Origin of the sequence: Cytobacillus massiliigabonensis (assembly GCF_900199725.1) — a bacterium.
Classification (GTDB): domain Bacteria; phylum Bacillota; class Bacilli; order Bacillales; family Cytobacillaceae; genus Cytobacillus; species Cytobacillus massiliigabonensis.
In genome coordinates this window covers 995,669-1,018,535 of sequence record NZ_LT904904.1, presented here as the reverse complement: position 1 = coordinate 1,018,535, position 22,867 = coordinate 995,669, and the positions used below count along the sequence as shown (strand labels likewise).

At 36.1% G+C, this 22,867-nt stretch carries 45 protein-coding genes and 1 pseudogene; 6 read left to right on the top strand and 40 right to left on the bottom strand.

The features are described from left to right. Window positions 1-26: 26 nt before the first annotated feature. The 13 genes from C1726_RS16035 to C1726_RS15980 all read right to left on the bottom strand — a co-directional run bounded on the left by C1726_RS16035 (window position 27) and on the right by C1726_RS15980 (window position 8,286). Complete coding sequence (locus tag C1726_RS16035) at window positions 27-341, bottom strand: hypothetical protein (RefSeq protein ID WP_102274086.1); 315 nt, start codon at window positions 339-341, stop codon at window positions 27-29. A 16-nt stretch (window positions 342-357) separates the two neighbouring features. Beyond that, a complete protein-coding gene (locus C1726_RS16030) occupies window positions 358-954 on the bottom strand; it encodes a phage scaffolding protein (protein ID WP_102274085.1) in 597 nt (198 codons plus the stop codon). A 94-nt stretch (window positions 955-1,048) separates the two neighbouring features. Further along, window positions 1,049-2,077: a minor capsid protein gene (locus tag C1726_RS16025; protein WP_102274084.1), complete on the bottom strand. Its 1,029-nt coding sequence runs from the start codon at window positions 2,075-2,077 to the stop codon at window positions 1,049-1,051. Beyond that, window positions 2,061-3,566 carry a phage portal protein gene (locus C1726_RS16020; RefSeq protein WP_216629070.1) on the bottom strand — a complete coding sequence of 502 codons (1,506 nt, stop codon included), beginning with the start codon at window positions 3,564-3,566 and terminating at the stop codon, window positions 2,061-2,063. Before C1726_RS16020 ends, C1726_RS16025 begins: the two co-directional genes overlap by 17 nt. Before the next feature lie 16 nt (window positions 3,567-3,582). Then, window positions 3,583-4,974 carry a phage terminase large subunit gene (gene terL / locus C1726_RS16015; protein ID WP_102274083.1) on the bottom strand — a complete coding sequence of 464 codons (1,392 nt, stop codon included), beginning with the start codon at window positions 4,972-4,974 and terminating at the stop codon, window positions 3,583-3,585. After that, window positions 4,971-5,489 carry a transposase gene (locus C1726_RS16010; RefSeq protein ID WP_102274082.1) on the bottom strand — a complete coding sequence of 173 codons (519 nt, stop codon included), beginning with the start codon at window positions 5,487-5,489 and terminating at the stop codon, window positions 4,971-4,973. Before C1726_RS16010 ends, terL begins: the two co-directional genes overlap by 4 nt. Window positions 5,490-5,570: 81 nt before the next feature. Further along, a complete protein-coding gene (locus C1726_RS16005; RefSeq protein ID WP_102274081.1) occupies window positions 5,571-6,107 on the bottom strand; it encodes a hypothetical protein in 537 nt (178 codons plus the stop codon). Between the two features lie 254 nt (window positions 6,108-6,361). Then, complete coding sequence (locus C1726_RS26240; RefSeq protein WP_180968224.1) at window positions 6,362-6,502, bottom strand: hypothetical protein; 141 nt, start codon at window positions 6,500-6,502, stop codon at window positions 6,362-6,364. Between the two features lie 60 nt (window positions 6,503-6,562). Beyond that, on the bottom strand, window positions 6,563-6,742 hold the full coding sequence (locus tag C1726_RS16000) for a hypothetical protein (RefSeq protein WP_102274080.1): 180 nt from the start codon (window positions 6,740-6,742) through the stop codon (window positions 6,563-6,565). Window positions 6,743-6,851: 109 nt separating this feature from the next. Continuing rightward, entirely contained in the window at window positions 6,852-7,319 is a 468-nt protein-coding gene (locus C1726_RS15995) for a sigma-70 family RNA polymerase sigma factor (RefSeq protein ID WP_235822791.1), read from the bottom strand. Window positions 7,320-7,376: 57 nt separating this feature from the next. Continuing rightward, a complete protein-coding gene (locus tag C1726_RS15990; protein WP_102274079.1) occupies window positions 7,377-7,565 on the bottom strand; it encodes a hypothetical protein in 189 nt (62 codons plus the stop codon). After that, window positions 7,562-7,897, bottom strand: a complete 336-nt coding sequence (locus C1726_RS15985; protein ID WP_102274078.1) for a hypothetical protein — start codon at window positions 7,895-7,897, stop codon at window positions 7,562-7,564. The genes C1726_RS15990 and C1726_RS15985 overlap by 4 nt, the downstream gene beginning before the upstream one ends. A gap of 110 nt (window positions 7,898-8,007) precedes the next feature. Next, window positions 8,008-8,286 carry a hypothetical protein gene (locus C1726_RS15980; protein WP_102274077.1) on the bottom strand — a complete coding sequence of 93 codons (279 nt, stop codon included), beginning with the start codon at window positions 8,284-8,286 and terminating at the stop codon, window positions 8,008-8,010. 460 nt (window positions 8,287-8,746) lie between these two features. Here C1726_RS15980 and C1726_RS15975 point away from each other — a divergent pair, with 460 nt between their 5' ends. Further along, complete coding sequence (locus C1726_RS15975) at window positions 8,747-9,130, top strand: hypothetical protein (protein ID WP_102274076.1); 384 nt, start codon at window positions 8,747-8,749, stop codon at window positions 9,128-9,130. Window positions 9,131-9,655: 525 nt separating this feature from the next. On the opposite strand, the gene C1726_RS15970 is transcribed toward C1726_RS15975, so the two are convergent. Continuing rightward, complete coding sequence (locus C1726_RS15970) at window positions 9,656-10,270, bottom strand: hypothetical protein (protein WP_102274075.1); 615 nt, start codon at window positions 10,268-10,270, stop codon at window positions 9,656-9,658. A gap of 99 nt (window positions 10,271-10,369) precedes the next feature. Beyond that, window positions 10,370-10,636, bottom strand: a complete 267-nt coding sequence (locus tag C1726_RS15965) for a hypothetical protein (RefSeq protein ID WP_102274074.1) — start codon at window positions 10,634-10,636, stop codon at window positions 10,370-10,372. A gap of 234 nt (window positions 10,637-10,870) precedes the next feature. On the opposite strand from C1726_RS15965, the gene C1726_RS15960 reads away from it, so the two are divergent. Beyond that, window positions 10,871-11,200, top strand: coding sequence for a hypothetical protein (locus C1726_RS15960; RefSeq protein ID WP_102274073.1), 330 nt, complete (start codon window positions 10,871-10,873; stop codon window positions 11,198-11,200). Window positions 11,201-11,258: 58 nt separating this feature from the next. On the opposite strand, the gene C1726_RS26235 is transcribed toward C1726_RS15960, so the two are convergent. The 25 genes and pseudogenes from C1726_RS26235 to C1726_RS15860 form a co-directional block, all read right to left on the bottom strand. Then, the gene (locus tag C1726_RS26235) at window positions 11,259-11,429 is read right to left on the bottom strand and encodes a hypothetical protein (protein WP_180968223.1); all 171 of its coding nucleotides are present in this window, start codon (window positions 11,427-11,429) and stop codon (window positions 11,259-11,261) included. Window positions 11,430-11,490: 61 nt separating this feature from the next. Then, entirely contained in the window at window positions 11,491-11,721 is a 231-nt protein-coding gene (locus tag C1726_RS15955; RefSeq protein ID WP_102274072.1) for a hypothetical protein, read from the bottom strand. 24 nt (window positions 11,722-11,745) lie between these two features. Continuing rightward, window positions 11,746-11,964, bottom strand: a complete 219-nt coding sequence (locus C1726_RS15950) for a DNA translocase FtsK (protein ID WP_102274071.1) — start codon at window positions 11,962-11,964, stop codon at window positions 11,746-11,748. A gap of 11 nt (window positions 11,965-11,975) precedes the next feature. Beyond that, window positions 11,976-12,203 carry a hypothetical protein gene (locus tag C1726_RS15945; protein ID WP_102274070.1) on the bottom strand — a complete coding sequence of 76 codons (228 nt, stop codon included), beginning with the start codon at window positions 12,201-12,203 and terminating at the stop codon, window positions 11,976-11,978. A gap of 35 nt (window positions 12,204-12,238) precedes the next feature. Continuing rightward, window positions 12,239-12,733 carry a YopX family protein gene (locus C1726_RS15940; RefSeq protein ID WP_235822790.1) on the bottom strand — a complete coding sequence of 165 codons (495 nt, stop codon included), beginning with the start codon at window positions 12,731-12,733 and terminating at the stop codon, window positions 12,239-12,241. A gap of 16 nt (window positions 12,734-12,749) precedes the next feature. Further along, window positions 12,750-13,169, bottom strand: a complete 420-nt coding sequence (locus C1726_RS15935; protein ID WP_102274068.1) for a hypothetical protein — start codon at window positions 13,167-13,169, stop codon at window positions 12,750-12,752. Between the two features lie 38 nt (window positions 13,170-13,207). Then, window positions 13,208-13,750 (bottom strand): site-specific integrase, encoded by a 543-nt coding sequence (locus tag C1726_RS15930; protein WP_102274067.1) that lies wholly within the window; start codon window positions 13,748-13,750, stop codon window positions 13,208-13,210. 21 nt (window positions 13,751-13,771) lie between these two features. Next, a complete protein-coding gene (locus tag C1726_RS15925; protein WP_102274066.1) occupies window positions 13,772-13,957 on the bottom strand; it encodes a hypothetical protein in 186 nt (61 codons plus the stop codon). Window positions 13,958-13,993: 36 nt separating this feature from the next. Further along, a pseudogene (locus tag C1726_RS15920) lies at window positions 13,994-14,353 on the bottom strand (DUF1064 domain-containing protein); the annotation flags it as partial. Continuing rightward, window positions 14,331-14,528, bottom strand: a complete 198-nt coding sequence (locus C1726_RS15915) for a DUF6011 domain-containing protein (protein ID WP_102274064.1) — start codon at window positions 14,526-14,528, stop codon at window positions 14,331-14,333. The gene C1726_RS15915 and the pseudogene C1726_RS15920, both read right to left, overlap by 23 nt. Window positions 14,529-14,537: 9 nt before the next feature. Beyond that, window positions 14,538-14,723, bottom strand: a complete 186-nt coding sequence (locus C1726_RS15910) for a hypothetical protein (RefSeq protein ID WP_102274063.1) — start codon at window positions 14,721-14,723, stop codon at window positions 14,538-14,540. A gap of 118 nt (window positions 14,724-14,841) precedes the next feature. Next, window positions 14,842-15,090, bottom strand: coding sequence for a hypothetical protein (locus C1726_RS25930; protein ID WP_142385097.1), 249 nt, complete (start codon window positions 15,088-15,090; stop codon window positions 14,842-14,844). A 196-nt stretch (window positions 15,091-15,286) separates the two neighbouring features. Beyond that, entirely contained in the window at window positions 15,287-15,451 is a 165-nt protein-coding gene (locus C1726_RS26230; protein ID WP_180968221.1) for a hypothetical protein, read from the bottom strand. A gap of 51 nt (window positions 15,452-15,502) precedes the next feature. Then, window positions 15,503-16,366: a DnaD domain-containing protein gene (locus C1726_RS15900; protein ID WP_102274061.1), complete on the bottom strand. Its 864-nt coding sequence runs from the start codon at window positions 16,364-16,366 to the stop codon at window positions 15,503-15,505. 2 nt (window positions 16,367-16,368) lie between these two features. Further along, window positions 16,369-16,533, bottom strand: a complete 165-nt coding sequence (locus C1726_RS26225) for a hypothetical protein (RefSeq protein ID WP_180968220.1) — start codon at window positions 16,531-16,533, stop codon at window positions 16,369-16,371. After that, on the bottom strand, window positions 16,526-17,341 hold the full coding sequence (locus tag C1726_RS15895) for a PD-(D/E)XK nuclease-like domain-containing protein (protein WP_235822789.1): 816 nt from the start codon (window positions 17,339-17,341) through the stop codon (window positions 16,526-16,528). The genes C1726_RS26225 and C1726_RS15895 overlap by 8 nt, the downstream gene beginning before the upstream one ends. Further along, the gene (locus C1726_RS15890) at window positions 17,283-18,164 is read right to left on the bottom strand and encodes a hypothetical protein (RefSeq protein ID WP_102274060.1); all 882 of its coding nucleotides are present in this window, start codon (window positions 18,162-18,164) and stop codon (window positions 17,283-17,285) included. Before C1726_RS15890 ends, C1726_RS15895 begins: the two co-directional genes overlap by 59 nt. Continuing rightward, a complete protein-coding gene (locus C1726_RS15885; RefSeq protein ID WP_102274059.1) occupies window positions 18,139-18,336 on the bottom strand; it encodes a hypothetical protein in 198 nt (65 codons plus the stop codon). Before C1726_RS15885 ends, C1726_RS15890 begins: the two co-directional genes overlap by 26 nt. Before the next feature lie 89 nt (window positions 18,337-18,425). Then, a complete protein-coding gene (locus tag C1726_RS15880) occupies window positions 18,426-18,629 on the bottom strand; it encodes a YqaI family protein (RefSeq protein ID WP_102274058.1) in 204 nt (67 codons plus the stop codon). 326 nt (window positions 18,630-18,955) lie between these two features. Beyond that, a complete protein-coding gene (locus tag C1726_RS15875; RefSeq protein WP_180968219.1) occupies window positions 18,956-19,228 on the bottom strand; it encodes a helix-turn-helix domain-containing protein in 273 nt (90 codons plus the stop codon). Between the two features lie 142 nt (window positions 19,229-19,370). Continuing rightward, entirely contained in the window at window positions 19,371-20,165 is a 795-nt protein-coding gene (locus tag C1726_RS15870; RefSeq protein ID WP_102274056.1) for a BRO family protein, read from the bottom strand. After that, complete coding sequence (locus tag C1726_RS15865) at window positions 20,165-20,353, bottom strand: excisionase family DNA-binding protein (protein WP_102274055.1); 189 nt, start codon at window positions 20,351-20,353, stop codon at window positions 20,165-20,167. Before C1726_RS15865 ends, C1726_RS15870 begins: the two co-directional genes overlap by 1 nt. After that, window positions 20,354-20,512: a hypothetical protein gene (locus C1726_RS26220; RefSeq protein WP_180968218.1), complete on the bottom strand. Its 159-nt coding sequence runs from the start codon at window positions 20,510-20,512 to the stop codon at window positions 20,354-20,356. It abuts the gene before it with no gap. Window positions 20,513-20,524: 12 nt separating this feature from the next. Continuing rightward, the gene (locus C1726_RS26215) at window positions 20,525-20,677 is read right to left on the bottom strand and encodes a hypothetical protein (RefSeq protein WP_180968217.1); all 153 of its coding nucleotides are present in this window, start codon (window positions 20,675-20,677) and stop codon (window positions 20,525-20,527) included. An 11-nt stretch (window positions 20,678-20,688) separates the two neighbouring features. Continuing rightward, a complete protein-coding gene (locus C1726_RS15860) occupies window positions 20,689-20,922 on the bottom strand; it encodes a helix-turn-helix transcriptional regulator (protein WP_102274054.1) in 234 nt (77 codons plus the stop codon). Between the two features lie 157 nt (window positions 20,923-21,079). Between C1726_RS15860 and C1726_RS15855 the strand changes: the two genes are divergently transcribed. The 4 genes from C1726_RS15855 (at window position 21,080) to C1726_RS15840 (ending at window position 22,863) form a co-directional block, all read left to right on the top strand. Then, a complete protein-coding gene (locus C1726_RS15855) occupies window positions 21,080-21,433 on the top strand; it encodes a helix-turn-helix domain-containing protein (protein WP_180968216.1) in 354 nt (117 codons plus the stop codon). Between the two features lie 65 nt (window positions 21,434-21,498). Beyond that, a complete protein-coding gene (locus C1726_RS15850) occupies window positions 21,499-22,128 on the top strand; it encodes an ImmA/IrrE family metallo-endopeptidase (RefSeq protein WP_102274052.1) in 630 nt (209 codons plus the stop codon). Then, on the top strand, window positions 22,121-22,483 hold the full coding sequence (locus C1726_RS15845) for a hypothetical protein (protein WP_102274051.1): 363 nt from the start codon (window positions 22,121-22,123) through the stop codon (window positions 22,481-22,483). The genes C1726_RS15850 and C1726_RS15845 overlap by 8 nt, the downstream gene beginning before the upstream one ends. Continuing rightward, complete coding sequence (locus C1726_RS15840; RefSeq protein WP_102274050.1) at window positions 22,483-22,863, top strand: hypothetical protein; 381 nt, start codon at window positions 22,483-22,485, stop codon at window positions 22,861-22,863. Before C1726_RS15845 ends, C1726_RS15840 begins: the two co-directional genes overlap by 1 nt. The last annotated feature ends 4 nt before the right edge of the window (window positions 22,864-22,867 follow it).

Genomic DNA, 22,867 nt, shown 5'->3' with positions numbered 1-22,867 from the left:
CTCCTATCAGTCAAATAAGTTACGTTTTATCGAAATGTAATTTTAGTTAATGCTGCTTTAGCCTCTGTTGAAGGAGCGGTATGAAGACGCGCTTCATAGACATATGCTTCAACGATTAAAGAACCTGGTTGCGGACCATTTGTCACATCTACATCTGTATACAAAATACCTTTGGCAGTTGCATCATTTGCTGGAAGGAATGTTCCCGCTTTAACGACCTTTTTACCGTTTGTATCTGCAGTAATACCTATATCACTCACTTGATAAGTAAAAGCTTGCACTTTGGAAGATGCTAAGAAATTAATTCGATTTGCTGTTTGAATTGGTTTTACATATGGCATTTAATTATTCCTCCTTTTATCCCCATGGACTATTATCACTTTTGTTGCTTGATGCTTTTTCGTTTGCCATTTTAGCGAAGTTCGCACCAATATCTGTTGATTTGTCATCATCGTTATTCCCACCACTTGGAACAAATCCTCTAAGAGTTGGCTTGTTTGGCTTTTCCGGAACAAACAAAAAGGACTTTGATGTTTGCAGTTCTTTAATCTGCTCATCAAGCCCTTTAGAGACATTACCATCTTCACTTAATTCAATTTTTGTTTTGTCGATAAGCCCAGTTACTAGATCCGCATCATGAACCTTTCCAGCTAATGCTAGTTTAAGAGCACTGGATAATTGAGTGTCCTTTAATTTTGTTTCAAAAGATGATTTATCATCATCATATTGCTTTTGAAGATTTGCAAGCTTTGTTTGAAGATCCTCATTACCAGCAGCTTTATCCTTTAAGTCTTTCAAATCCCTGTCACGCTGAGAAATCTGATCATTAAGGTCTTTTACCTCATTGATTTTATCATCCAATCGACTCTTAGGAACCATTTGCCCAAATCCACTGATTACCTTATCTGCTTGTTCCGCTGTTAAACCTAATGCTATCAACTGCTCTTTATTCATTCTTATTTGCCTCCTAATTCGTTTTTAACGTGTAACGACACGATAGGTGTTGTCACTCATTCTTTAACGTCTACAAGTGCAAAAAGACGAGAATTTATACTACAAATCTCTCTTTCCATTCAGAATATTTAATTTTGCTATCAATATAATAAACTTTTCCATCTTTTCCTCTAGCAATTCTTTCACTAAAGTCATCCTCAAAATACGGTGCCGTTGTAGTTCTGCACCATGGGTGGAATGGGTTAGCTGTTACTCCAGGCTCAAACTCACTCATTTTGAATACCATACCATCCATTGATTGACAGATATCACTTGTCTTGCTATCTAACGTTGCTACAATTTCATAACGTTCTACATTCAATTCACTATAAGTCTCTTTTTGTGCAGAAGCACTAAAAAATGCTGATTCAGTCATTACTAATCTTCCGGCATTCTTTCGAGATGTATCTAGCTTTTTTGAAATCGTCGCAATAACCTTATCTGGGGCCAAACCTCTAGCAATAGATTGTGTAAGTTCTGTATGCAATGTATTAACTAATAGTTGTTTATCACGCCATATTTTATTACTAAATGTTCTGCTGTCAGCAGTCCATGGCTTGCTAATGATTTTTGTAAGGTTAGTTTCGTCTAGTGCATGCATGGTAAAACCTACTCCAATTGCACTTTGGATTTCAAATGCAGTATGAAGAAAAGTACTTTGATACGTTTCTTTCATTAAGCGTTCTACGCCTTCAATTTGACCACCATAGAGCTTTTCTATATGTTGCTGCAATTGGAATTGCAAACTTTCTAATCGGCTAATATGGACTCGTGCAGAGGCGTTTTCAAGCTGTTTCATCCATATTGGATTGAGAGCATTCTTTTCACCATATAAAATGTACTCTTCTACTGTCCATTGAAACTCCCTTAACTCATGAGATTTAAGTAATCGTTTTGCTTCTGTTATGGATATTTCATTATTAGCTGCAAAGCGTAAATACCAATTAGCTATGTCCTTCTCAATCTCTGCCATGGTTTGAATATACGCCTTTTCCATTTCAATGATGTAAGTTTCACTTTTATTGAGTTCAGCATCTAGTAACAACTCAAAACGTCTTCTCCAATAATCACGAATCTTTGCCATCTAATTCACCTTTATTTTGGTTGAAAGTAGCATTATAGCTATCATACTCTTCCATAGTTTCAAGGCGTTCTTTCTTGATACGCTCAAGCTCACGTTGCACATCATCGACATATGGATGTTGTGAAATACGAGTCTCAAGTGATAAATCAGTAGATTTACTTAGACTTTCTATTACTTCAGATTCATTTACTAACGTGTCACGATTGAAAATAAACTTTACCTTTTCCCCTTCGAAATCGCCTTTTCCTGTATTTATTAAATGCTGATTAATAAACCATAGTAAATCCTCAAACGCTGCTTGAAATTCAGTTTCTATTCCATTTGCGTCTAATTCAATATCACTGTACATGCTTTGAATATTCATTTGGTTTGGGTTATTGCTCATTCTTTCATCTTTTGCATCATATCCACGACCATTTTCAATAAGCGCTTTTTTAAAGAGTTTTAGAATCGATTCATAATTATCTTTGTTAACCTCAATTTGAAGTGTTTCAACGCCACCCTTTGCTCCATCTGAACTACGCACTTTGACTGCTCCAAATTGGGATAAATTCCTTCTGAATTCCCCTAAATCTTGTCCATCATAGTTATGCAACACTAAAATGGTTGAGCGAGCATCTTCCTGCATATTATTCTGAAAATCACTCAACATTGAATTAATACCATCTTGCAAACTCTTCACTCTGCGAATTAAAGGCATTTCTTTACTATTAAACTTAAATGCTATCAAGGGAATCCGTTGCCAATTTAACTGCTGTTCACTTCCTTCTTCATCAATTGCAGTTAGATAAGAAGAAGGTATTTTTTCAACATCTAGTACTAATCGACCGTTAAACCATATATAGCTTGTAATCCCATCCTTACTATATAGATCGACACATTCACGATTAACTTCTGTTTCACCTTCATACACAGTAACGTTATATAAATGCAGGAATGCATCTAATTCAGTGTGAGAATTATCTCTCCAAAATGGTAAAATTTCAAAGCTATTAAAATGCTTAAATTTAAATTCACCAGATTCGTTATAGTATGGATAAAGATAGCTTATGCCTGCATTTAGAGCATCCTCACCCACATTTCTTAGCGTTCGATGAAACCGCTTATTAAACACCTCTTGTAGCAATTCAAGATATCTCTTATTTTCAGTTTCTATCGTTAATGGTTTGGCAAGCTGATAATTCACTTTCTGATCAACCAATTTTGCATATTGATTATCTAAAACTTGGTTATTTGGCAAGTTATCTACTCTTTCTAGGCGACCACTTTTACCTATTACCTTACGTTCACGCTTCATTATGTCTTGGTTACCATCGTAGTAATTAATTCCGATTTTCATCCACTTTAATCTTTCAGAAGACTTAAATTTACTGATTTCTTTCTCTAAAACACGAATATCACTTAATACTTTATTTGCACCATTAATAATTATGTTTTTAAAACGTTCACTCTCAGTATTGCTTCCTTGGAAAGGAAAGTATCCTGTCACGTTATCACCTTCTCTCTTAATCAAAACTGAATAAATTGCCCTGTCCAATCTTTTCTGCAATTCCAGTGGTAGCATCTGGGGCATCGTCATGTTTGTTTTTGCCTTCACGTTGGTACTCAGTCATTGCTTTATAATACTCTGGCCATTTAAAACGCCAATCAGCAGGAAAATAGATGTGATCCATAACCCAAGTAGCATTTGATATAATACGAGCTGCTTTGTTTTTTGATTGATGAAACGGCTCAATTCTCGTTTTATTCGAATGATACTTATCTCTTAAAATCCTTTCAACAGAACGAGCATACCCTCGACCACCATTATTCGACTCAATATCTGCCCAGTTCACTTTACCCTCAAACAACATCTTTGCTTGTTTTGGTTCCGTAATTTCCATTCCTTCTTTAGTGTAGAGCACATCTAAAACATAGGCTTCATTACTAAATGTAACGCCGTAATTAATAGAGCATAAGTAATCTTCTCCACTGTCTGCAGTATCGGTATAATTCTTTATTTCCTTGAATTGAGGTAAATCACCATCATATGTTTTGAATGAGCTATATAAACGTCCTTTTACATCTATCGGCTCTTGCTGATAGTTAGCCGCAGCTATTTCTGGTCCCATTGCTCGTATCTTACTGTCATATGATCTACGACTTAATACTTCTTCACACAACATTGTTCCATCATCTTGCAAAGCTTTTAAATTTATATGTCGTACTCGTTTACCTTCTTCAGCAAAATGCTCTAACGCCTTTCCAGCTAGATCCTTAGATGCCCAACGCGTCATTATAATGATGATTTTCCCACCTTCTTCAAGACGGGATAACATTGTATTTGTGAACCATTCCCAATGTTTTTCGAGGACCATTTCATTAAATGCTTCTTGGGAGTTTTTAATTAAGTCGTCAATAATAAGTAATGAAGCACCAAACCCTGTTGCTGTTCCTGTAGGAGAAGTAGCAAGATAATTGTTATACCCACCTTCAAGACTCCATAAATTCATAGAAGCATCCCCTTGTTTGATACGAGTAGTAGGGAAGATATCTCTATATACAATTTGGTCTTGATCAGCTTTTTCCTCTAATATTCCATTTCGAACAGCTTTTGAAAAGGTAGTAGACAAAGTTTCATTGTAAGAACCCGTCATTATCTTTTCTTCTTGATTCTGTCCAAATACCCATTGTGCAAACATTGAAGCTGTTCTTGACTTACCATGTCGAGGCGGCACATTAATTATGGCAACTTCATCGTCAGAATAATAAAAGTCTTGCATTTCATCACACATATCAATCAGATACTGCCTATTCTCTTTATAAAACTTCGGAGCAAGTAAGTGACAAAAATAAAAGAACTCACGTCTTGCAAGTTCTAGTTTAGCCATATGTTTAATTACATCTAAATCAGTCATTTATTTATCAACTTCTTCAAATCCTCAGTAGATAGTCCTTTGAGAGGGTTATTAACTTCCATGCTGCCACTATGCTCCACATCTTGTTTATCTCTCCACTTATCGGGACGACGATTTTTCAGCCAGAATATTTGAGCCGTAACATCAGGAGCTACTTGTTTTTTCACTTTCTTAGTTACTCCTAATTCATACTCAACAACCTTTCCCTCATCATTTATATAGGGTTTAATCGGAATTTGTTCATAAGTGACTTCTTCAAACTCGTAACCTAATGCTCTTTTTAGCAAAGCATTCTCAACTTGAATATCGATAACCTCTTTACCTCTTTTTAAGGCGTTAGAAATGTTAGAATACTTCTTCTTCCAATCATACAAAGTTTCCCGTCTTATACCGATATTTTGAGCAATCTGTTCATCAGTCAGCCCATCCCTTGCCCATCCTTCAAGCTTAATAAGACCTTCTGGTTCAATCCATTCAAGGTATTTTCCCTTAGCACCAGTTTTCTTCTTATTCACTTTCCCAATGGCATCACCCCATTATGCTAATTGCTTTATAAAATAATAAAAGCACCCCGTAGGATGCCTTAATACGTAAAATTAACGAACGTACACATAATCAAAGTAATAATTATCACTTTCATTTTTCAGATTTAATTTAATAAATACATTTGCTTCATTGCTATCTTTTCCTAACTTTACAGATGCAAATTCAAACTTATCTAAAGGATATTTTTCTAAAAACTCTTTAGCAGTTATCAATCCAGCACTTATAGCTTCTTCCTCAATTTGTTCGCCATAAGGGACAGTGTTAAAAAATTGCTTAGCCACAATAAAACTAACAATCTCATCCCTTTTTAGTCGTCTCACCTTTGAAACGGACTTGTCGTAAAGTCGTTCACTATCACAAATCACTGGCTTTAAAAATAACCGGAAAGCTGTAAACTGCATAATTTCTGGTTCATCATCTTCATAAAGATCGATATATGATTTAGGACTTTTTAAAATTGCATTCTCAAGATCATAATATTCACTTCTCGAAAATTGCGTAGGATACATACCTTTAGGCGTTACGATTAGTAAAACGTGCCTTTTACCTTTACCCTCTAGTTGATTTAAATATTCATTGATAGGCATACACCACCACCACCTGGGTCCATTATAGTTTTATAACCTCCGCCTCCTGGATCAGCTGAATTTCTATTCCAGCCGCCACCACCTGGATCACTCACTTTTATTCCTCCTTTCCATTATTCAAAAACCGAAATTTTCCATAACCTCTAAAGTTTCCTCGTAACTTTCTTTTTGTAATCTTTCAAAATCAGTTTCAGAAATAACTCTAAACTTTTCCATTAATCATCCCTCCTTATTTGACAAAAGGATATACTCCTTCATAATTTTAATTTAAGCTTTTTCCTTATGGGTATGCTGTAACAGTCATCACACACCCCTTTATTATCTAAGTACTCACGTTCATCTGTAATTTCTACTCTGCAATTCGAGCAAATCATTTTTTCAACAGCCTGCTCCATTGCCTCATCTCCTTTTTGCATACAATATTCGGTAGATTTAGGCAAATCCCTGCAACAATTTTACTTATTTCTAATCGCACCACGTACTCTTTTGTAAATGGGGCGGTTAGTACCCATTAATTCAGCAAGTTCGCGATCAGAAAGCTTTTCATTTGATATATTATTAGAGGATTTATCTTTATTCTTGAGGTCTGTCATATGTTGTAGTTCTTTAGAAGAAAGATGATCAGCAATTTTCATGTGCATCACCTATTTTCGAGAAAATAAAAAAACCCCACCGAAAGGTGGAGCTCTACACTAAGACAGCTTACCAACCAAAGTATTTTGCCGCGCCGTCCTGCCTCCCATTTTACACTGCGCATTTTTCGCCATGCAAAAGTTTGGAAAAAGTCGTATTTGTGCCGATTTGTGCCTTTATGTCGGAACGAAGCTTGTCCACTGAATCTCGAGAGATTTCAAGATGTATTGCTATTTCCTGCCTTGTCATTCCACTTAGCATGCAATCGTAAACAATCTTTAGGATTTCTCTATCTAGGTAATCACCAGCACTCTCAATTGCATAGACTCTTCGTTGATATTCTTCTAATCTTGCAACTTGTTTTTGTTCTCTAATATCCATATCCCTTAATTCAACTTGGCTTTTTCCTGATGATCCCTTTGGTAAAGTAGCTTCAATTCCATATTGAGTTATTCCCCATGATCTCATAGGTAAGGACTGACCATATATTATTTTCTGGAGGCGTTCAATCTCCCGTTTCATCATGCGGTAATCACGAATTAATTCTGATACGTTTATTAGCCTGGCAGCTTCTTTCAAATGGACCCCTCCCAATGGTATAATTGAATTGGGTGCCGGGAGAAGTCCTGGCTTTTTTTATTGTATACCTAGCCTTTGTAGCTTTTTGGCTTCTGCTGCCTTTTTCCCTCTCCACTTATAATCCACATCTATATTCGCAAAGTTTTTATCGATCTTTTTATGTTCCTGTGGTTTGATTGGATGCTTTTTAATATAGTCTTGTCTTTCTTCTTCGGTCATGTACCAAACTTCGACTTTCCCAATCATATTGGCTCGACTCCTTTCCAGCCTGCTTCATTGCATTCTTCTATAAAGTCTGCATAACCTTCATTCCACAAATACATAATAGCCTCATCCATTAGTGTTCCTATCCAACTGATTTCAGTATCACTTTTATCTGATATCATTAAATATTTCAGTTTTTCTATAAAAGAGTTAATCTCTTTAATTTTGACTTGTTGAATTTTATTTTCTGAATAATGTTCAAAGATAATCTTTGGATGATTCTCAAATTCTTTTACCAGTAGTTCTTTATCAATTTTTATAATTAAATCATCTTTGTTCTCTGTAATGCGAATACCGGGTACGGTTTTCCCCACGTTGACTCCTCCTTCTAACCTTTCTTTAATTCTTTTATTTCTGTTACAACTAATTTCCCACTCCTATGCAATTGCAGTCTAATCAACAAGTTCTATCTTTTGTTTACTTATTAAACGACTTCAATCTCAACTTCAACAAATTCAAAATGTTTCATTATGTTTGTGTAGCCGAAATTACAAACAGCATTCTTGCCATACCTTTCGTAAATCAACTGTTCATGTATCTTCAAATTCTCTATATGAGATTCTTTATCCTCGATTATCAAAGCTTTATTCAAATCCTGAGTAAGCCAGTCGAGTTCCTCTCCATCTGCTTCAAGGTAATAATCACCGGTCATATCTACTTCTTTTGATTCTTCTCGTAACCTTAAAACCCAAGCGTCTTTCATTTTTATCCTCCATTTCATTACTTTGGATTTGTGTCTGATAAACACTTNAAGGGTACTTTAATTTATACCGAGCAAGACCAATCCTCCACATAATTGACTACACTCAAGATTCAGGTTCTTGCTCGGCTTCACATTTTAAATTGCGACACTCTCCATTTTTCCTGTCAACTCAAGAACCTTCTATCTTTTGTTTCTATAATAATCAAACCACGACAGTTGTTCCGAGGTAATCAAACCTTCATTTTCTCTTCCCTCTTCTTACCCACCAGTAAAGTTTATTCTTTCAAATTTGCCAAGTGATTTATTCCCTTTAAATAATTTTATATATTTTTATTTAAATATAACTTTTTTACTATACTTGTAATAATTATGCTAATATTATCCTGATATTGCACTATATTCTAAAATAGCGATAAGAAAAATTTCATTAGGATCTAACAAAAATCTGGAGGGATTAAAGGTGAGTCTTTATCAAAAAGAAAAGAGAAAAATAATAATATGTTTATTAGTAGGCTTATTTTTTGATATAGTTTTTGTTATAAAAATAATTGAAGAACCTTCTACGGACCTTTCATACTTTTTTACATGGTTTGGAATATATACTCTAATTGCCTGTACATTATATCCGTTAGGTTTCGTATATGTTTGGAAAAAAATGATGAAATCGGAATTAAACTCTCACAAATTCGATAAAAACTTACCATATACTTTTAGAGAGCAGAGAGATGGTTGGGCTTTTTCTTTTGCAGTTACTATTTTCCTTATGTTCTCCTTTGGTTGGATACTAGGACCATTTTTTGCATATAGCCGTTTAAAGGATATAAAAATGTATGAGCAGTGCTAGTATTAGCTGTAAGCTGATCACCAACGTTTCCTAAATGTGTTTTTAGCTGAACCATAAATTTTTGAAAAGAGGATAAAGGGGCTAAAAGCAGAATCCTTTTTCACTTTTATCCACCATTATCTTAAGAATAACTATTTACTCCTCTTACAATTACTCTAAATAAACCTTAATTTTTCCTCTCATATCGTGGTTATTAAACTCTTCCTATCTTTTGTTTAGTTTAAAGTGAAAAAGAAACTCGGTATCATCCTATTCTTTGCAGCTTTATTCGGAGCTACTTCTGCTTCAGCTGCATAAATAGAACCGCAAGGATGTTCAATAGGCACAAGCAAGTGTGAGTTTGATAAATAATACTTATATAGGCTGACTTTCTAAGTTTTATTTAGTTAGTCAGCTTTACATATGATTTATTTTCCTATCATATCGTTTCGCTAAATACTCGGAATGTGACAATCCTAACCAAACTTTAAATAATATTTTTGGGTTCGTTATAGGTTGAACTAATCTCCTTCTCAATGACCATAATTATGGTCCGATACGATTTACAGTAAGCGACGCAGATCTATATCGGGCACTACCAGCCTCAGATACGGCCCTTATAAACACCGTTTCTCCTGCAATTAAATTTGTTTGAACTGTCCTTCCTATTGTGTTTACCATAACAATATCTCCTTGTATGCTGCTAATAAAGGTATCGATTCTGGATCCTACAATCATTCCAGTGGAACTGCCTTCAATCCAGAATCCAACGGATTCTCCGGATTCTAGCAATACGGTGATGTCAGCGCTAATTTCATAAACACCATTCATTTGGATAGCAATAGTATTCGTTGCGGGATTTGGCAAAGTATTTAAACTAGGTCCAGCAGGTGGATCAAACTCTATAAGACCACCTACCATAACTTCTCTAATTGTAATATCCCCATACAATGAACCGAATGCAGGAGTTACTCCTGGGCCTTGTTCGCCTTGTATTCCTTGAATTCCTTGAATTCCTTGGGGCCCAGGTGGGCCTGGAGGACCTTGAATACCTTGAGGTCCAGGTGAGCCTGGAGGACCAATTAATCTTGGGAGCTTTGGCGGTTTTGAACCAGGACTAAGTGGACAGCACCCCTGAAAAGGTTGGTTATTGTGAGCCATATCAATCACCTCATAAACATTTCATCTTATAAAATATGTTTGTGAGTTTAATAAGGATTGGACGACTATTACATTTATACAGAACCTACCTTGTGTTTATTAACCCCAATGATCATGACGCTTTAAAATCTCAATAACTTCACCAATGTAAGGTTCATCAAGATTAATAACTACATAGTTGTTAAAAGGATACTTACCTTCCTTCTCCCTTCCGTATTCAATCCAGCCTGCAACATTATTGAATTGAATGCGGAAATCTTCCTTTGATCTTCTAGGTACATATTTTTCAAAATCTCGCTCATTAATGACAGTGAAACGACGCTCAAATCCTTCTTTAACCGTTCCTTTAAATGCACTTTCCGGCATCCTCTTTCCCTCCTAATCAACTAAAAACCCAAAATAGAAAAGCTCCAATTGCTGCTCCAAATGCTATTAATAAAACGGCTGCTAAAACAAGGGCTCCTTTTATTTCATTACCGTTATAGATAAAGCAACACTCCTATCATTTTGTTAATTCATACGCCTTTTATCGGTATTGGACATTGTTAATTCATATGCCCAGAGTGTGATATACTTTTTATAAAAAACAAGGTGAAATTCATGAGTGTTTTGAAAGTAAAACTTAACCCTAATCGTAAATCTTATATAAGTGTTTATTCTGACGGCCGTGTGTATTTTTCAATGTCGGTAAGAGAGAACTATAAACTATTTCACAATTCTATTGCTGCAGTTAAATATTCAAATCATCAAAAGAAGATATATTTGTATCCAGATTACCCAACACATCCAATGCCTCCTGATTATACTGGACTGAAAATAACTAATGCTTACGCTAAAGCTAAAAGACTAAACATGAAGCCAGGAAAATATGTTTTTGTTAGTCATGGTAATGTTGTAGCCTTTCAGCGTGTGCCTGATGATTTAATTTAGGTGAAGAGTTTAGAATCAAACCCTATCAATTTGTATAGTTAATCAGTCGAAATGAATACTAAACACTCCTAATAATTTCAATAGCCTTATCAAGTGATATTTTTTTCAAATAGCATTGATAGCCTAATTCCAAAGTCCAGACCGTTCCCTCACTTAGGTGGTTTTTTTGCTGAATTTCAACTAAGCCTTTACCTTCATTTCTCATTTTTAAATAACGTTCGATTGTCATTGATTTTCATCCTTTCTGCTTTACTTCATGAGTTCATAACGAAACATATTGCTTATTTGGTTTAGTTAAATTCCCTTTTCGATAAAACATAATGTTTATATAGCTGTTCAGCATTGAATAAAGCATCATCTTCATTGTGGTATTCAAGCAAGCCTGTTTTTGTATCTTCATCAGGAAAGAAGCAATATTCTTTATCTCCATCGAAAATTATTGCAGGATGGAAAACTTTAAATGTTGTTTTTTCATCAGCATTCAAATATGTTCTTTCAATCGCGGCAAAAGGCGGCTTCATATTATCACTCCTTAATTAACTGGATTACTCTTTTGTTTCTTTGATTAATACAGTTCTTGGTACGCCATCAACATAAGGAGAAACAACTCCTTCACCTTCCAATCTGTCCATTATTCTAGCCGCAGACATGTAGCCAATCCTAAGTCTTCTCTGAATCATCGAAACAGAAGCAGCTTGCATCCTAATCACAGTATCTTTTGCAATTAGAAAGTTTTCTTCTTCTGTGTTTTTATTAAATGGCATAAGTATCTCTCCTATTCTTCGTGATATTCATATGCTTCTTGAACAGTCTCGAACTGTTCAGTAGGTAATACATCTTTAGCAACTTGACACCAATACCCTAGGTCCTGAACAGCTTCCACAAGTTCACTTATAGCTGTTTCTTGTGCTATAGCTTTTCCGTCCAATGTCCATTCGCCACGTTCATTTCTTTCTAAAGTGTGAGCGTTCTTTTTATGCAAGCAGACTTTTAGCCTTTTCACTTTAATTCCCCTCCTAACCTAGTAAACTTAATAATTCAAGAGTTGATTAACTCTGGATTCTCGTAAATGTTTCCGATGACTTCAGCTTCCATCGTATTTAGAGATGACGGCTTTATCATCATTGTTTTTCCTCTTCCGTCACGCACTCTGTAACCAATATTAGAGGCGCTCTCCCACCATTCAACAAGGTAATTTCTGTTGGTTGAAACTTCCTCACCAACCCAATCAAATTCACTAGCATATTTACGTCTTCTAACTTTGCATTTTAAAATATCCCCCTCATAAATCTCCTTGCCGTTCTTGTCTTTTAGGCCTGTGTACTGCATTAAATTAACTCTTGGTACTTGTTGCGTACTACCAGGTAAAGCTGTTTTTCTGTTTGTTGATTCCTGTATGGTCGTGTACCACCCACCCTTTTCATGATCAACTTTTGCTCCAACCTCCACTCCGGAGGAAAATAAATTCATTGTCTCAACATTCACCATTTCTTGCCGCTTCGTAAACCAAGCCCGAAACTTTATCTCACGCACGTTCATTCCTCCTTACTCATCGTTTTGCCAAAACCATATGGCTTGCGAATTTATCAATATCAAACTTTATTGTTGCGTCATGGGAGATGTACATCCATGCTCGACGTAAGACTGGTTCTTTTAATTTGTAATCTCGGGAAAAGTAATAAAAGTATTTTTCATCAAAATCCCCTGTCTGCTCTAACAGTGGACCTCTCGAAGCTAAATGCCTTCTAATGCCAGAAACAAGTTTCTCCCACTCTTTTTCTGCGAAACTAACACTACCGCCCTTGTACCATTTCATTGCTCCATAATCCGTATTGTCATCTGGATCACCAGTATTGATTGGTCCGTGCTCTCTTTCTAAATGTTGCTCATAAGTAAGGAGCATTTCTTCGTAAATTTTCACGTGGTAGAAATAACCTCTATCCTCCGGCTGAGGGTTATAAATTGCCATACTGCACCTCCAAATTTTTAAGAAACTTATTACAAAGTCTATAAACTAAATCCGTCTACCTTTTCATCGATGATATCCTGAGTAATGCCGATATATCTCATCGTGACCGCAGGACTGCTATGATTAAATATTTCCTGCAGTGCAGCCACATCTTTGTATTTCTTGTAAAAATGGTACCCAAAGGTCTTGCGCAGAGTATGCGTGCCTATCTCTTCTAGACCTACTTCTATAGCAGCAGCATTTAGTATCTTCCACGCCTGCACTCGGTGAATCCGATCAGTTCCCCTCCTTGACTGGAAAAGAAACGCTGCTTGATCTTTATCAACCGTAAATTTACTAATGTGTTCATGGAGATCGTTATTGATTCTAAACCGTTTATATTTACCTGTTTTCTGCTCAGTGATAACGATATGACTTCTGCCCTTTACGTCTCCCACACGAAGTGCGAGTAAATCACTAATGCGTAATCCAGTGTTAATACCCAAAACGAAGAGAAAATAGTTTCTGTAATGCTGGCGCATTAAGACTTCTTTCATTGCCGCAATCATTGCAACATCTCGAATTGGTTGAACGGTTTTCAACGTCCTCACTCCTTTAAGATATTAGTTTGCTGCTAATCCCTTAAACTCGTAAGCTCCAGCTGCTTGGTACAATACACCGTGCTTTTTGCTATATGGATTTTCTTTTCGGATATCTTGCTTGGATACGCCTTCTTCATAGATGACAATTACTTGAAGCAGTTCTCGATCAAGGCTTGCTGCGTTTGTTTCGACAACTCTTCTTGCCAACAGTTACACCTCCACAAACTGACCATTCACGTATTTTAAGAGAGTAATTGATTCCATGTATTTCAGTTCAAAAAGCTTTTGTTTGATTGCAAATTCCTTTGTGATTGCACCTTTTATATCAATTATTTGAGTACTGCCATCCAGGTTAGTTACTTCAAAGTCTGCAATATACTCAATCTTCCGATAAGTTTTTCCGTTCTTCTTGAAACTATCTTGAAGTAGGTACCTTGGCTGCAACTTGAAATCTTTAATTAGCTTTGCATGTTTTTTCCACTTCAATTGGTTGTAGTAAATGGACTCTGCCTGTGAATCAAATGTGATTCCATCTACCACTGTTTTTTTATTTCCGTACTTTGGTGTAGATTGCTTCTTTTTACGATATTGCTTGTACGACATCCTTTGCATTTATTTCATCCTTTTCTGACTGCTTATCAAGAAGTTCATCAATTGTAATCTGACCCTCTGGAGGGCTATTTTCTAACTTTTTTACTTTAATTTCGCATACTGGGCCGATTCCCTTAGCAATGCTTCTCGGGCTCTTTAAGGGACGATTGCATACTGGACAGTTCATTACCTTCACTTACCTTTCTGAAGCAAAAATCATTAAGCATCCAAGTCCATATCCATGCTTCTTAAATTCACTTGCTTGCTCCCAACCGCGTTCCTCATGCGCTTTAATAACTGATTTCAACTTACCCTCGGTCAACGCATATGCAATCTTCTTTAGCTGGCGTGGCTGCTGTGATTTCCATCCTTTAGTAGCCAAATTTCACCCTCCGTTCTAATTCTGTAAGTGCAGCTGTTTTTAACTCTGTATATCTCGCTATGTAGTACAGCTGACATAAATTAATTTCACTGAGATTCACTCACCGATCCCTACACGTTCAATTATTGAAATATTCCTTTCCGAATATCTCTTTGATCTTTTCAGCAGTTTTAGGACCAATACCAGGTGTCTCTGAAAGCTTTTTAAATTTATCAGCTACAAAACCTACTGTTTTCTGTCTTCCGCGGCTTTCACCATGCTCAAGCCCCAACTGATATCCTTCTAGCTTTCCTCTTTCGAAAGCCCTTTGGATAACTGGATTCCTGCTCATGACGATCTGTATTTCTGTGCATAGCATTCCATACACGGTCCTTCAACCACATATCCATTTGGCTCCCCACAGTAGTTGCAAAACTTTGAATAAGTTTTCCACTCGTTTTTACACTCTGGGCATTCCATAGCAACAAGTTTCTTTTCCTTCCGGCGTACTACTCCATGAGTAAGGCATTTAGAGCAGCGTGTAACTGGCTTTACATTTACTAAAGTCATGATTTGTCTCCTTTCTAGAACCATTTATTTTGGTCATTCTGGATATCTATTTGCCGAAATGAAGCCATTATCAGCTCATGCTTTAAATCTTCATATCCAAGCTCATAAACTGAGATTCCTTGCTGTGACTCTGTGATGCCTAAAGATAATAGATCCTCAAGAATAAAATTCCGTTTCATTTCTTGGTGAACGTTTACCTTTTTACAGAATCATTGAGATTTCTCATTAACTTAACCCCCTGCCTTCATTCTTTTCAGGGTTTCTTGGAGTTCTGCCCTCTTTTGACGTATATCATCACTTGGCTGTTGTTTTGGCTTATCTGTATTTTGTTGATTTTCATCAAACCAGCTCGGAAGCTTTTCAGTTCGAAGAGGTACAGCGCCTCTCCTTGTTTTTTGTCGTTGTTGCTTTTTCCTTTGTTCATGAATATTTTGCTCATTTTCAACATCTTGAATGGTCTTTATGCCTTTTTTTGCCCAACTGTTTAAGATGCTTCTGGCATAAGGATACTTCGCACCAGCTTCCGCAGCTTTTTTAAATGAAGCACATATAACTTCTTCATTAAGACCATCTTGATCAATAAAACTATTAATCTCCTGAATTTGAATAGGATTAGGTTGTCCACTGAAACAAAGCATGTATTCATCAAAATAATTCACACGTGTAGCAGTAGATATATTTGTTTTGTTTAATTTAGTTTTGTTTAGTTTATTTAATGTGGAACTACCCGTGACATCATCTATGACACTATCTGTGACACTAACTACGGAATTTATTTCCGTTGTTCTAATAGGTGCGGAAATATTTTCCGTAGAGAAGAAAGAAACCAACTTATAAATTGGAGCCTTGCCTCCCTTTCTGGAAACAAAGTCGATTCTATTTTTCTGTTTCAATTCATTCCTAACTTTCCGAAGGGTGCGATCTGTCAATCCTGTTTTGACGCATAACACCGATTCTGCCACTGTAAATGTTTCTATCCATCCAGCTTTATTATTTATGTGCATTAATGCATACCATAAATTAATTGCTGAAGGTGATAGTTCATTTAGTTCGAGCCAATCATAGAATGCGTTCAACTCTTTGATGTAATTCACGCTTATTCCCTCCTCTCACACACAGCAAATTTCTTTTTAACTGATTTCACGACATAATCTGGATAACGCTGCATATACTCTAGTACAAGCTGTTTTAAATGTTCTTTGTCCTTCGCCTGCTCAAATATCCAAGCAGGCAGGAGGACATTTGTTTTATAATCATTCATAAATCAAGGCTCCAACTTCAACGGTATCTGTAAGCTTTTTAGTTCCCCTACAGTAATCACATTTATTGCACCGAACAGGTTCTGTTTCACCATTCTTCACCTGTAGAATTCTCTCCATCTTCATTTCCAAGTACTCATACTCAAAATCAAATCTGCTTTCATCGAAGTGTACTACTGCCTTATTTGGTGGAGTTTCTTTGGTTACTGCTACTATATAAGGTGTATAAGTTTGACCTATATTCTCTTGCAGCACTCTTCTGTATACAGCCATCTGAAGAACATAGTCCCACGCCTCGATAAATGACACCCATCCATTGTATTTATCGTTCCAGTATCGTTTCTGAAGTTCCTGTGTGGTCTTCAAATCACTGAAAGTCATTCGTGAGTGATTGACACTATCAACTTTGATTTTCCAATCCGCCCCCCACAAATGAGCCGTATATATGCACTCTTTCTCACCTTCCATAGCAAACAAAGCGAATGGATCTACCTTTAAGGCTTCTATCATTCTGTCAGCCGTCTCAAAATCTGAGTACTTACCACCTCTAGATTTGAATATAGAGCCGTTATTCTCTTCGATAAATGTTGAAAACTCTTCATCACTTTCAAAGGCAGCATGTACATATGAACCCACTAACAAAGCGTTGGAAGAAGGAGGAGAATAATCCCCCTTAAGCTTTGCTAATGCCTTAGCTTCACATTCATTGAAAAGCTTAAATTGGCTTACAGACATATACTGCTTATCAGCTTCAATCGAATAGTAATTCTCCTTGTCCAACTGGATCTTCTGCTTTTTCATCAGGCTCATCAGGGTTCACCTCTGCCTTCTTCTCCTCTTTGAAGGCTTCCGATAATCCACTGCTACTTTCTTTTTTAACCTTTTTTTCAAACCAATCTTCAACCTTACTCATTCCATCCTTAAGGGAGTTAAAGATTTTAATAAGGTCTACATAATCTACTTCGGTAAAAGCATCTGCATTATATCCAAACCTAGTTTCTATCATTTCCTGAGTTACCTTATATTGATTTTTGAAGGCTGTTAGTGCATTAGCTATACGGTCCTTCAATGGTCCCTTGTTATTTCCTGTGAGTGTCTTATTACATTCAGCAACAGCCGCTTCAACAATATCCCCAGGAATAATTCCTAAGATGCACGACCTCACCCTTCTTGCTCCATTGTTTGCTACCAATTCATAAATATCTCTTGGATCTGTCAGTTTGGTTATTTTCCCATTTGCTTTACGGCTATGTAGAACAGAAAATACCTTTTCTTGTCGTACATTGGTTTCTAAATCCCATGCATAAGCTAAAGCAACTGATTCACCTTCGCGTTGTTCAAGTTCTTTTACTCCAAAGGATAAATTCCCCCAGTTTTGAGCTAATACTTCTGCCAATCTAATAGATGGACCCTCAACAACTTGCTTACCCCTTGGATATCTATATACAGCTGTTTGTGCTAATGATGAACGTTTACAAGCGTCTAAAATGCGTTGTTCTGACTGAAATACATTCCTCGGAAACTGGCGGGCCATAAATATCTGACCTTTGACTTCCTCCATTTCACGACTACTTGAAGCCTGTGCAAGTACTCCTCCTTGCTGTTGGCTAAACTGCTCTGATAACTGGTTCATTCACTTTTTCCTCCCTTAAATCGAAATCAAGTGATTCGTACACTTCAACTAAATCCTCAAAAACTCTAGAGCCATCCAGTACGGGAGCATTCTTCTTGAGGACCTCATAAAAGCTTTTCAACTCTGGATTTGTTGGTTCAAATACAGCACCTTTTTTAGTATCAAATGACACAAGCTTGTCCTCCTTCAAATTTTGGGATAGAATAAACATAAGAAAATATTTTTAATATCACCGACTCCTGCTGCTAACAGGAGTCTTTTTCATGCTGTTTTAAACTTAAATCCAAACTCTTCAACCAAGTAACGCTCAAGGTTATCTTTCAAAATGAGCTCTCCGTCATACTCAACAATTTCATCACCATCAAGTACTTCATCTCCAAAAAAATCTGTTCCGTTATGCTCTGGCTGGGCAATCATATTTGGATAACCGGTACGTTCAGTTTGAGTAATCATTGGATGATCCATGGCTCTTCCTCCTCTCTATGTACTTTTCAAAGAACATGGTGCTTCATTCGCACCGTGATAAGTCGAAACGAACGGATTGGTGGGAGACGGTAGATATCCGTTCCGACTCATCACGGCAAGAACAAAGGTTCTTGTCGCTCTATCAAATATGTGATAAAATGAATTCATACCGTAATTCTGGTGCAGTAAGTTAAGTAGCCGCTTAGCTTGCTGCTTTTTCATTTTTGTTACCTCTAATTGAAAAGAACTTCAAAAGCTCATATTTACACTGGCTATGTAACTTCAACCAAGTTCCTGCTTTAATTTTCAATGCTCTTTCCTCCCCTCTAGAAATTTATAAAAGTAATAAAACCACCTATTAACTTAGTCAATGTATGAACGACTGTATTAACATCAACTCCACATAATATCGCTGCCAAAAACTCTGGCACATTAGTTACTTGGCACCATCTAGCTGCATCAGATACCTTTAATTCCATCTTGTCGTTTTCTATTTTTGATATAGTACTGCGCGGCATGAACATTTTCTCTGCCATTGCTTCTTGACTTAAACCAGAAAGTTTTCTAGACCTTTTAAAAAATTCCCCTAATTGTTGCATGACTTCCATCTCCCTTCATTGTTCTAAATCAGAACATGTTCTATCATTGAACAGGCGATTTAATAGTTTAGTATTAAAATTTAATATAAGAAGAAACTAGCACCGATTTTTGAGCCTGGCAGCTTCGTCGGTGCTGAACCTCTCAAATGGCTACCTTTACACTTTTTAATAGAATTTCTGCAAGTTTTACCTGACCCTTACCTGTAATCAGAGTGGTTAATTTTTCTACATCTCCCTCTGTTCTGGTGACAATGGTTGGTTTAACATCAAACAATCCTTGCTCGATAAAAACTTGTTTAGGATTGTTGTATTCACGACCTTGCTTAATGAGATAACCATTTTCTCGAAGCCATTCGAACATTTTGTTGCGGCCGATTTTAAGTCCGTGTTTGTCGTACATCATCTTTGCAAATGCTCCAATACTTATTGCACCAGATGAATTGGATACCACTTTTCCAAAGTTGGTATATGGGAGATCGGCTTGCTGTTGAGCAATCACTTTATCTCTTTGCTGTTCAGCTTGTTCACGCATTAATCGTTCTTCTTTGATAGTGGTTAGTAGCTTAATCCCGAAATCGGGGTCATTTAAGATGTTTTCAATTGTTTGTGGAGTTCCATATATTCCGTGTTTTCTAATGGAAGGAAGAACATCTTGCTTAATCCACTTCTTGAACATCTTTGCTTCAAGCTTCCGGCTAGCAAAAATTAACTCATATAGTCCAGATTCGTTGACGATTGACATTTGCTGTTTTCCACCAGGGGTGTCGGTAATGGCTACCCCCTTTTCATCTGATTCAAGTTTTGCTATTGCATCACGACTATTACTGATTTGTAGAATGTCACAAACATCTTTTGCAAAAAACCAAGGTTCATCATTTTGAATGAGTGTTCTTAAATTCAGACCATTGAAATCAAAAACTTTTTGCAGTTGATTCATTACATAGCCTCCAAACTTTTTTGTTCCAATCCTCGCATCCAAGCGTCTATTGTTTCGATATTAAAAAGGATGCGGCGGCGAACTCTGACATGAGGAATTTCTTTTTGGCGAACCATTGTGTAGATCGTGTCAACATGGACACCAATATAATTTGCAATTTCTTGAGCTGTTAAGGTTTTTCGTTGCATTTAAATCACTCCTTTCGGCTCTGTGTTATCCAAAATCTCAACAACTTCCATCAGCTTTGCGATTACATCATCATTCGAATAATCATCATTTAGCATCATGGCTGATTCTAGGACTTTGAGTTTGATTTCAGCCCAGATCACTTTGTTCGTGAGATTCATGGTGGCCACTACTTATGAAATCTGAATAACTTGCTGCTGGCACAGCTCGCTTAGTTCTTTTTCCAAGTTTTTAAGTACTTCTGGCACTTCTGCAAAAGTTACATTGTTAGTTGCTAGTGTTTTTAATAAATCATTGATAAGTTTTTCTTTTTGTTTTGGGCTCATGGGTAGACTCCTTAGGCAGTTTTAATTTTGTTCCCTTTCGGAACTTGATAAGTAAAAAAAATAGCATCTACTGTTGTTTCAAGAGCATCCGCAATTCGTTTCATTACCTTCATGGAAGGATCTTTCCTTCCTGCTTCAATGTTAGTATAGTATGCTCTAGAAATTTCTGCCTTAGAAGCAACGGAGTCATGTGTTAATTTGAGTTCATTTCTTCTATTAATAAGGTCTTTTCTTTGATGACTCAATTACTAACCCTCCTTTTAGTTCCGTTTAGGAACTGTATTTGATTTCATTATAGTTCCTATATGGAACTATGTCAACATAAATTGTTCCGAAAATCTACGTTTCTTTTAGGAACATTCTTTTGTACAATTGATGTATATTGTTCCGGTGGTGATATTAATGGAAACATTTGCTCATAGGTTTAAACACCTTAGAGAAAAAATGGGATGGACTCAAGAAGATGTTGCTGAAAAGTTAGGGTTATCGCGTCCAACCATAGCCGGTTATGAATCAGAAGAAAAAAATAGGACCCCTAGAGAGGAAACTTTACTTAGAATTGCAGATTTATTCGATACAACTATCGATTTTCTTTTGGGGAGAACCAATGATCCAGAACCACATTCTAATAAAGAGAAAGTCAATTCTGCATTTTATAACTATGAAAAATTAACAAACGAAGAAAAAGAATACCTAGATATGCAACTAGAGTTATTCAGAGATATGAAAAAGAAAAAAATAAATAAAGGCATGTAGCCTTATTTATTTTTATCCAAAAACAGAACATATATTCCTATAACACAGTCTTTGGAGTGATTTTTTTGCTTACTTTGTATAAAAAAACTGATTTAGAATTACTGATAGAAAATTTATATATGGACAAGGGAATTCTAACTCCATCTGATTTATCAATTAAGAATATAAGTGAATCTTTTAATTTTCATATTAAGTACATAGAAAAAGTACCTTCTAGAGCTTTGTGGGACGAGGAAGATGCAATGATTTTCTTGGATCCATTATTACCCGAAAAAAAGCAACGTGCCCTTTTTTTTCACGAAATAGGTCATCCTTTAAGACATATTGGAGCTCAAGAGAGAATGAAATCTAAATTGTTTATGGATCTTCAAGAAAGCCAAGCAAATCAATTTCAACTTTACGCCGCAATACCTACTTTTATGTTGGATTCTATTGAACTACCAAACAATGAGTCTTATGCAATAAAGGCAATTGAAGAAATATTTAATATACCTTTCTCATTGGCAGCAAAGAGAATGGAACAAATTAAACAAAGAGTATTAAGGCAAAAGATAGATATAGCAATAATTGAAAAAGAACAAAACAGGTACTCTAAAGTTGTTCAAGATTGGTCGGAGGAAACCAAAACACTCTTACAGCAATTAGAGAATCAACTCATACAAAAGAAATCAAAAGGAGTGTTAACAAGTGTCTAGACAGGCTGTGTACTATGAGGAAATTGACGGTAAGCAGTTTCCATACTGGTTTGTTATCAACATAGATAATGGAGAAATAGATTGGAATAAAGACACCTTTTATTTTGAAATAAAAGCTCCTTTTGAAAAGTTTAGTAAATTTGATTTTGATGAATACCTGATGGGTGTGTCTATCGGCTCTACAGATATCGTCAGTTCTAATGTACACAAATCAACTTTAGGAATAACGCTGAAGAATATCAAAAAAAGGATTACTGATCATGATGCTAGTCCTGAGCATGTCCGGCAACTAATTTTTTTAATGTCTGATATCGAAGAAAGTCTTTCATATTTTAATAAGGATGGTGCATTTTAATGCCTCAACAAAGACTTTATTATGAATATGTAAATCAAAAATTAATTCCTTATTGGTATGTTCTAACTTTTTCTCCAAGTGAATTAAACTGGGACAAGCATGTATTCTATTATGATGCTATTAAACCTTTTGAGTTTATCGGAAGAGATGAATATGATGAATCTTTGAATGTGATTGCTATTAAACTATCTGATTTAGTATTTAATATTGATCTTCCTGGGAAAATTGGGATTCATTTAAATGAGATACGAAAACGCATCGAGAAAAAGGGTATTGATCCAGCGGTGATTAATCAACTTATCATTCCAACTCCTGAATTAGATAACTTTGTCAAAATACTTCCAGAACATAGGAAGATAAATTTTATTATTCAAGATTAAATGG

Bases quoted from the DNA above. Each gene is read 5' to 3' on its own strand.
- C1726_RS26225 (WP_180968220.1), bottom strand. From the start codon at position 16,533: ATGAATGATTATAAAACAAATGTCCTCCTGCCTGCTTGGATATTTGAG.
- C1726_RS26220 (WP_180968218.1), bottom strand. From the start codon at position 20,512: ATGAATCTCACGAACAAAGTGATCTGGGCTGAAATCAAACTCAAAGTC.
- C1726_RS15960 (WP_102274073.1), top strand. From the start codon at position 10,871: ATGAGTGTTTTGAAAGTAAAACTTAACCCTAATCGTAAATCTTATATA.
- C1726_RS15915 (WP_102274064.1), bottom strand. From the start codon at position 14,528: ATGAACTGTCCAGTATGCAATCGTCCCTTAAAGAGCCCGAGAAGCATT.
- C1726_RS15970 (WP_102274075.1), bottom strand. From the start codon at position 10,270: ATGGCTCACAATAACCAACCTTTTCAGGGGTGCTGTCCACTTAGTCCT.
- C1726_RS15950 (WP_102274071.1), bottom strand. From the start codon at position 11,964: ATGCCATTTAATAAAAACACAGAAGAAGAAAACTTTCTAATTGCAAAA.
- C1726_RS15880 (WP_102274058.1), bottom strand. From the start codon at position 18,629: ATGGATCATCCAATGATTACTCAAACTGAACGTACCGGTTATCCAAAT.
- C1726_RS26240 (WP_180968224.1), bottom strand. From the start codon at position 6,502: ATGGAGCAGGCTGTTGAAAAAATGATTTGCTCGAATTGCAGAGTAGAA.
- C1726_RS15875 (WP_180968219.1), bottom strand. From the start codon at position 19,228: ATGCAACAATTAGGGGAATTTTTTAAAAGGTCTAGAAAACTTTCTGGT.
- C1726_RS15855 (WP_180968216.1), top strand. From the start codon at position 21,080: ATGGAAACATTTGCTCATAGGTTTAAACACCTTAGAGAAAAAATGGGA.
- C1726_RS16035 (WP_102274086.1), bottom strand. From the start codon at position 341: ATGCCATATGTAAAACCAATTCAAACAGCAAATCGAATTAATTTCTTA.
- C1726_RS16025 (WP_102274084.1), bottom strand. From the start codon at position 2,077: ATGGCAAAGATTCGTGATTATTGGAGAAGACGTTTTGAGTTGTTACTA.
- C1726_RS26215 (WP_180968217.1), bottom strand. From the start codon at position 20,677: ATGAGCCCAAAACAAAAAGAAAAACTTATCAATGATTTATTAAAAACA.
- C1726_RS15935 (WP_102274068.1), bottom strand. From the start codon at position 13,169: ATGGCAATTTATAACCCTCAGCCGGAGGATAGAGGTTATTTCTACCAC.
- C1726_RS15990 (WP_102274079.1), bottom strand. From the start codon at position 7,565: ATGATTGGGAAAGTCGAAGTTTGGTACATGACCGAAGAAGAAAGACAA.
- C1726_RS15895 (WP_235822789.1), bottom strand. From the start codon at position 17,341: ATGAGCCTGATGAAAAAGCAGAAGATCCAGTTGGACAAGGAGAATTAC.
- C1726_RS16000 (WP_102274080.1), bottom strand. From the start codon at position 6,742: ATGAAAATTGCTGATCATCTTTCTTCTAAAGAACTACAACATATGACA.
- C1726_RS15965 (WP_102274074.1), bottom strand. From the start codon at position 10,636: ATGCCGGAAAGTGCATTTAAAGGAACGGTTAAAGAAGGATTTGAGCGT.
- C1726_RS16030 (WP_102274085.1), bottom strand. From the start codon at position 954: ATGAATAAAGAGCAGTTGATAGCATTAGGTTTAACAGCGGAACAAGCA.
- C1726_RS15980 (WP_102274077.1), bottom strand. From the start codon at position 8,286: ATGAAAGACGCTTGGGTTTTAAGGTTACGAGAAGAATCAAAAGAAGTA.
- C1726_RS26235 (WP_180968223.1), bottom strand. From the start codon at position 11,429: ATGACAATCGAACGTTATTTAAAAATGAGAAATGAAGGTAAAGGCTTA.
- C1726_RS15840 (WP_102274050.1), top strand. From the start codon at position 22,483: ATGCCTCAACAAAGACTTTATTATGAATATGTAAATCAAAAATTAATT.
- C1726_RS15890 (WP_102274060.1), bottom strand. From the start codon at position 18,164: ATGAACCAGTTATCAGAGCAGTTTAGCCAACAGCAAGGAGGAGTACTT.
- C1726_RS16005 (WP_102274081.1), bottom strand. From the start codon at position 6,107: ATGCCTATCAATGAATATTTAAATCAACTAGAGGGTAAAGGTAAAAGG.
- C1726_RS15870 (WP_102274056.1), bottom strand. From the start codon at position 20,165: ATGAATCAACTGCAAAAAGTTTTTGATTTCAATGGTCTGAATTTAAGA.
- C1726_RS15955 (WP_102274072.1), bottom strand. From the start codon at position 11,721: ATGAAGCCGCCTTTTGCCGCGATTGAAAGAACATATTTGAATGCTGAT.
- C1726_RS15865 (WP_102274055.1), bottom strand. From the start codon at position 20,353: ATGCAACGAAAAACCTTAACAGCTCAAGAAATTGCAAATTATATTGGT.
- terL (WP_102274083.1), bottom strand. From the start codon at position 4,974: ATGACTGATTTAGATGTAATTAAACATATGGCTAAACTAGAACTTGCA.
- C1726_RS26230 (WP_180968221.1), bottom strand. From the start codon at position 15,451: ATGAAACGGAATTTTATTCTTGAGGATCTATTATCTTTAGGCATCACA.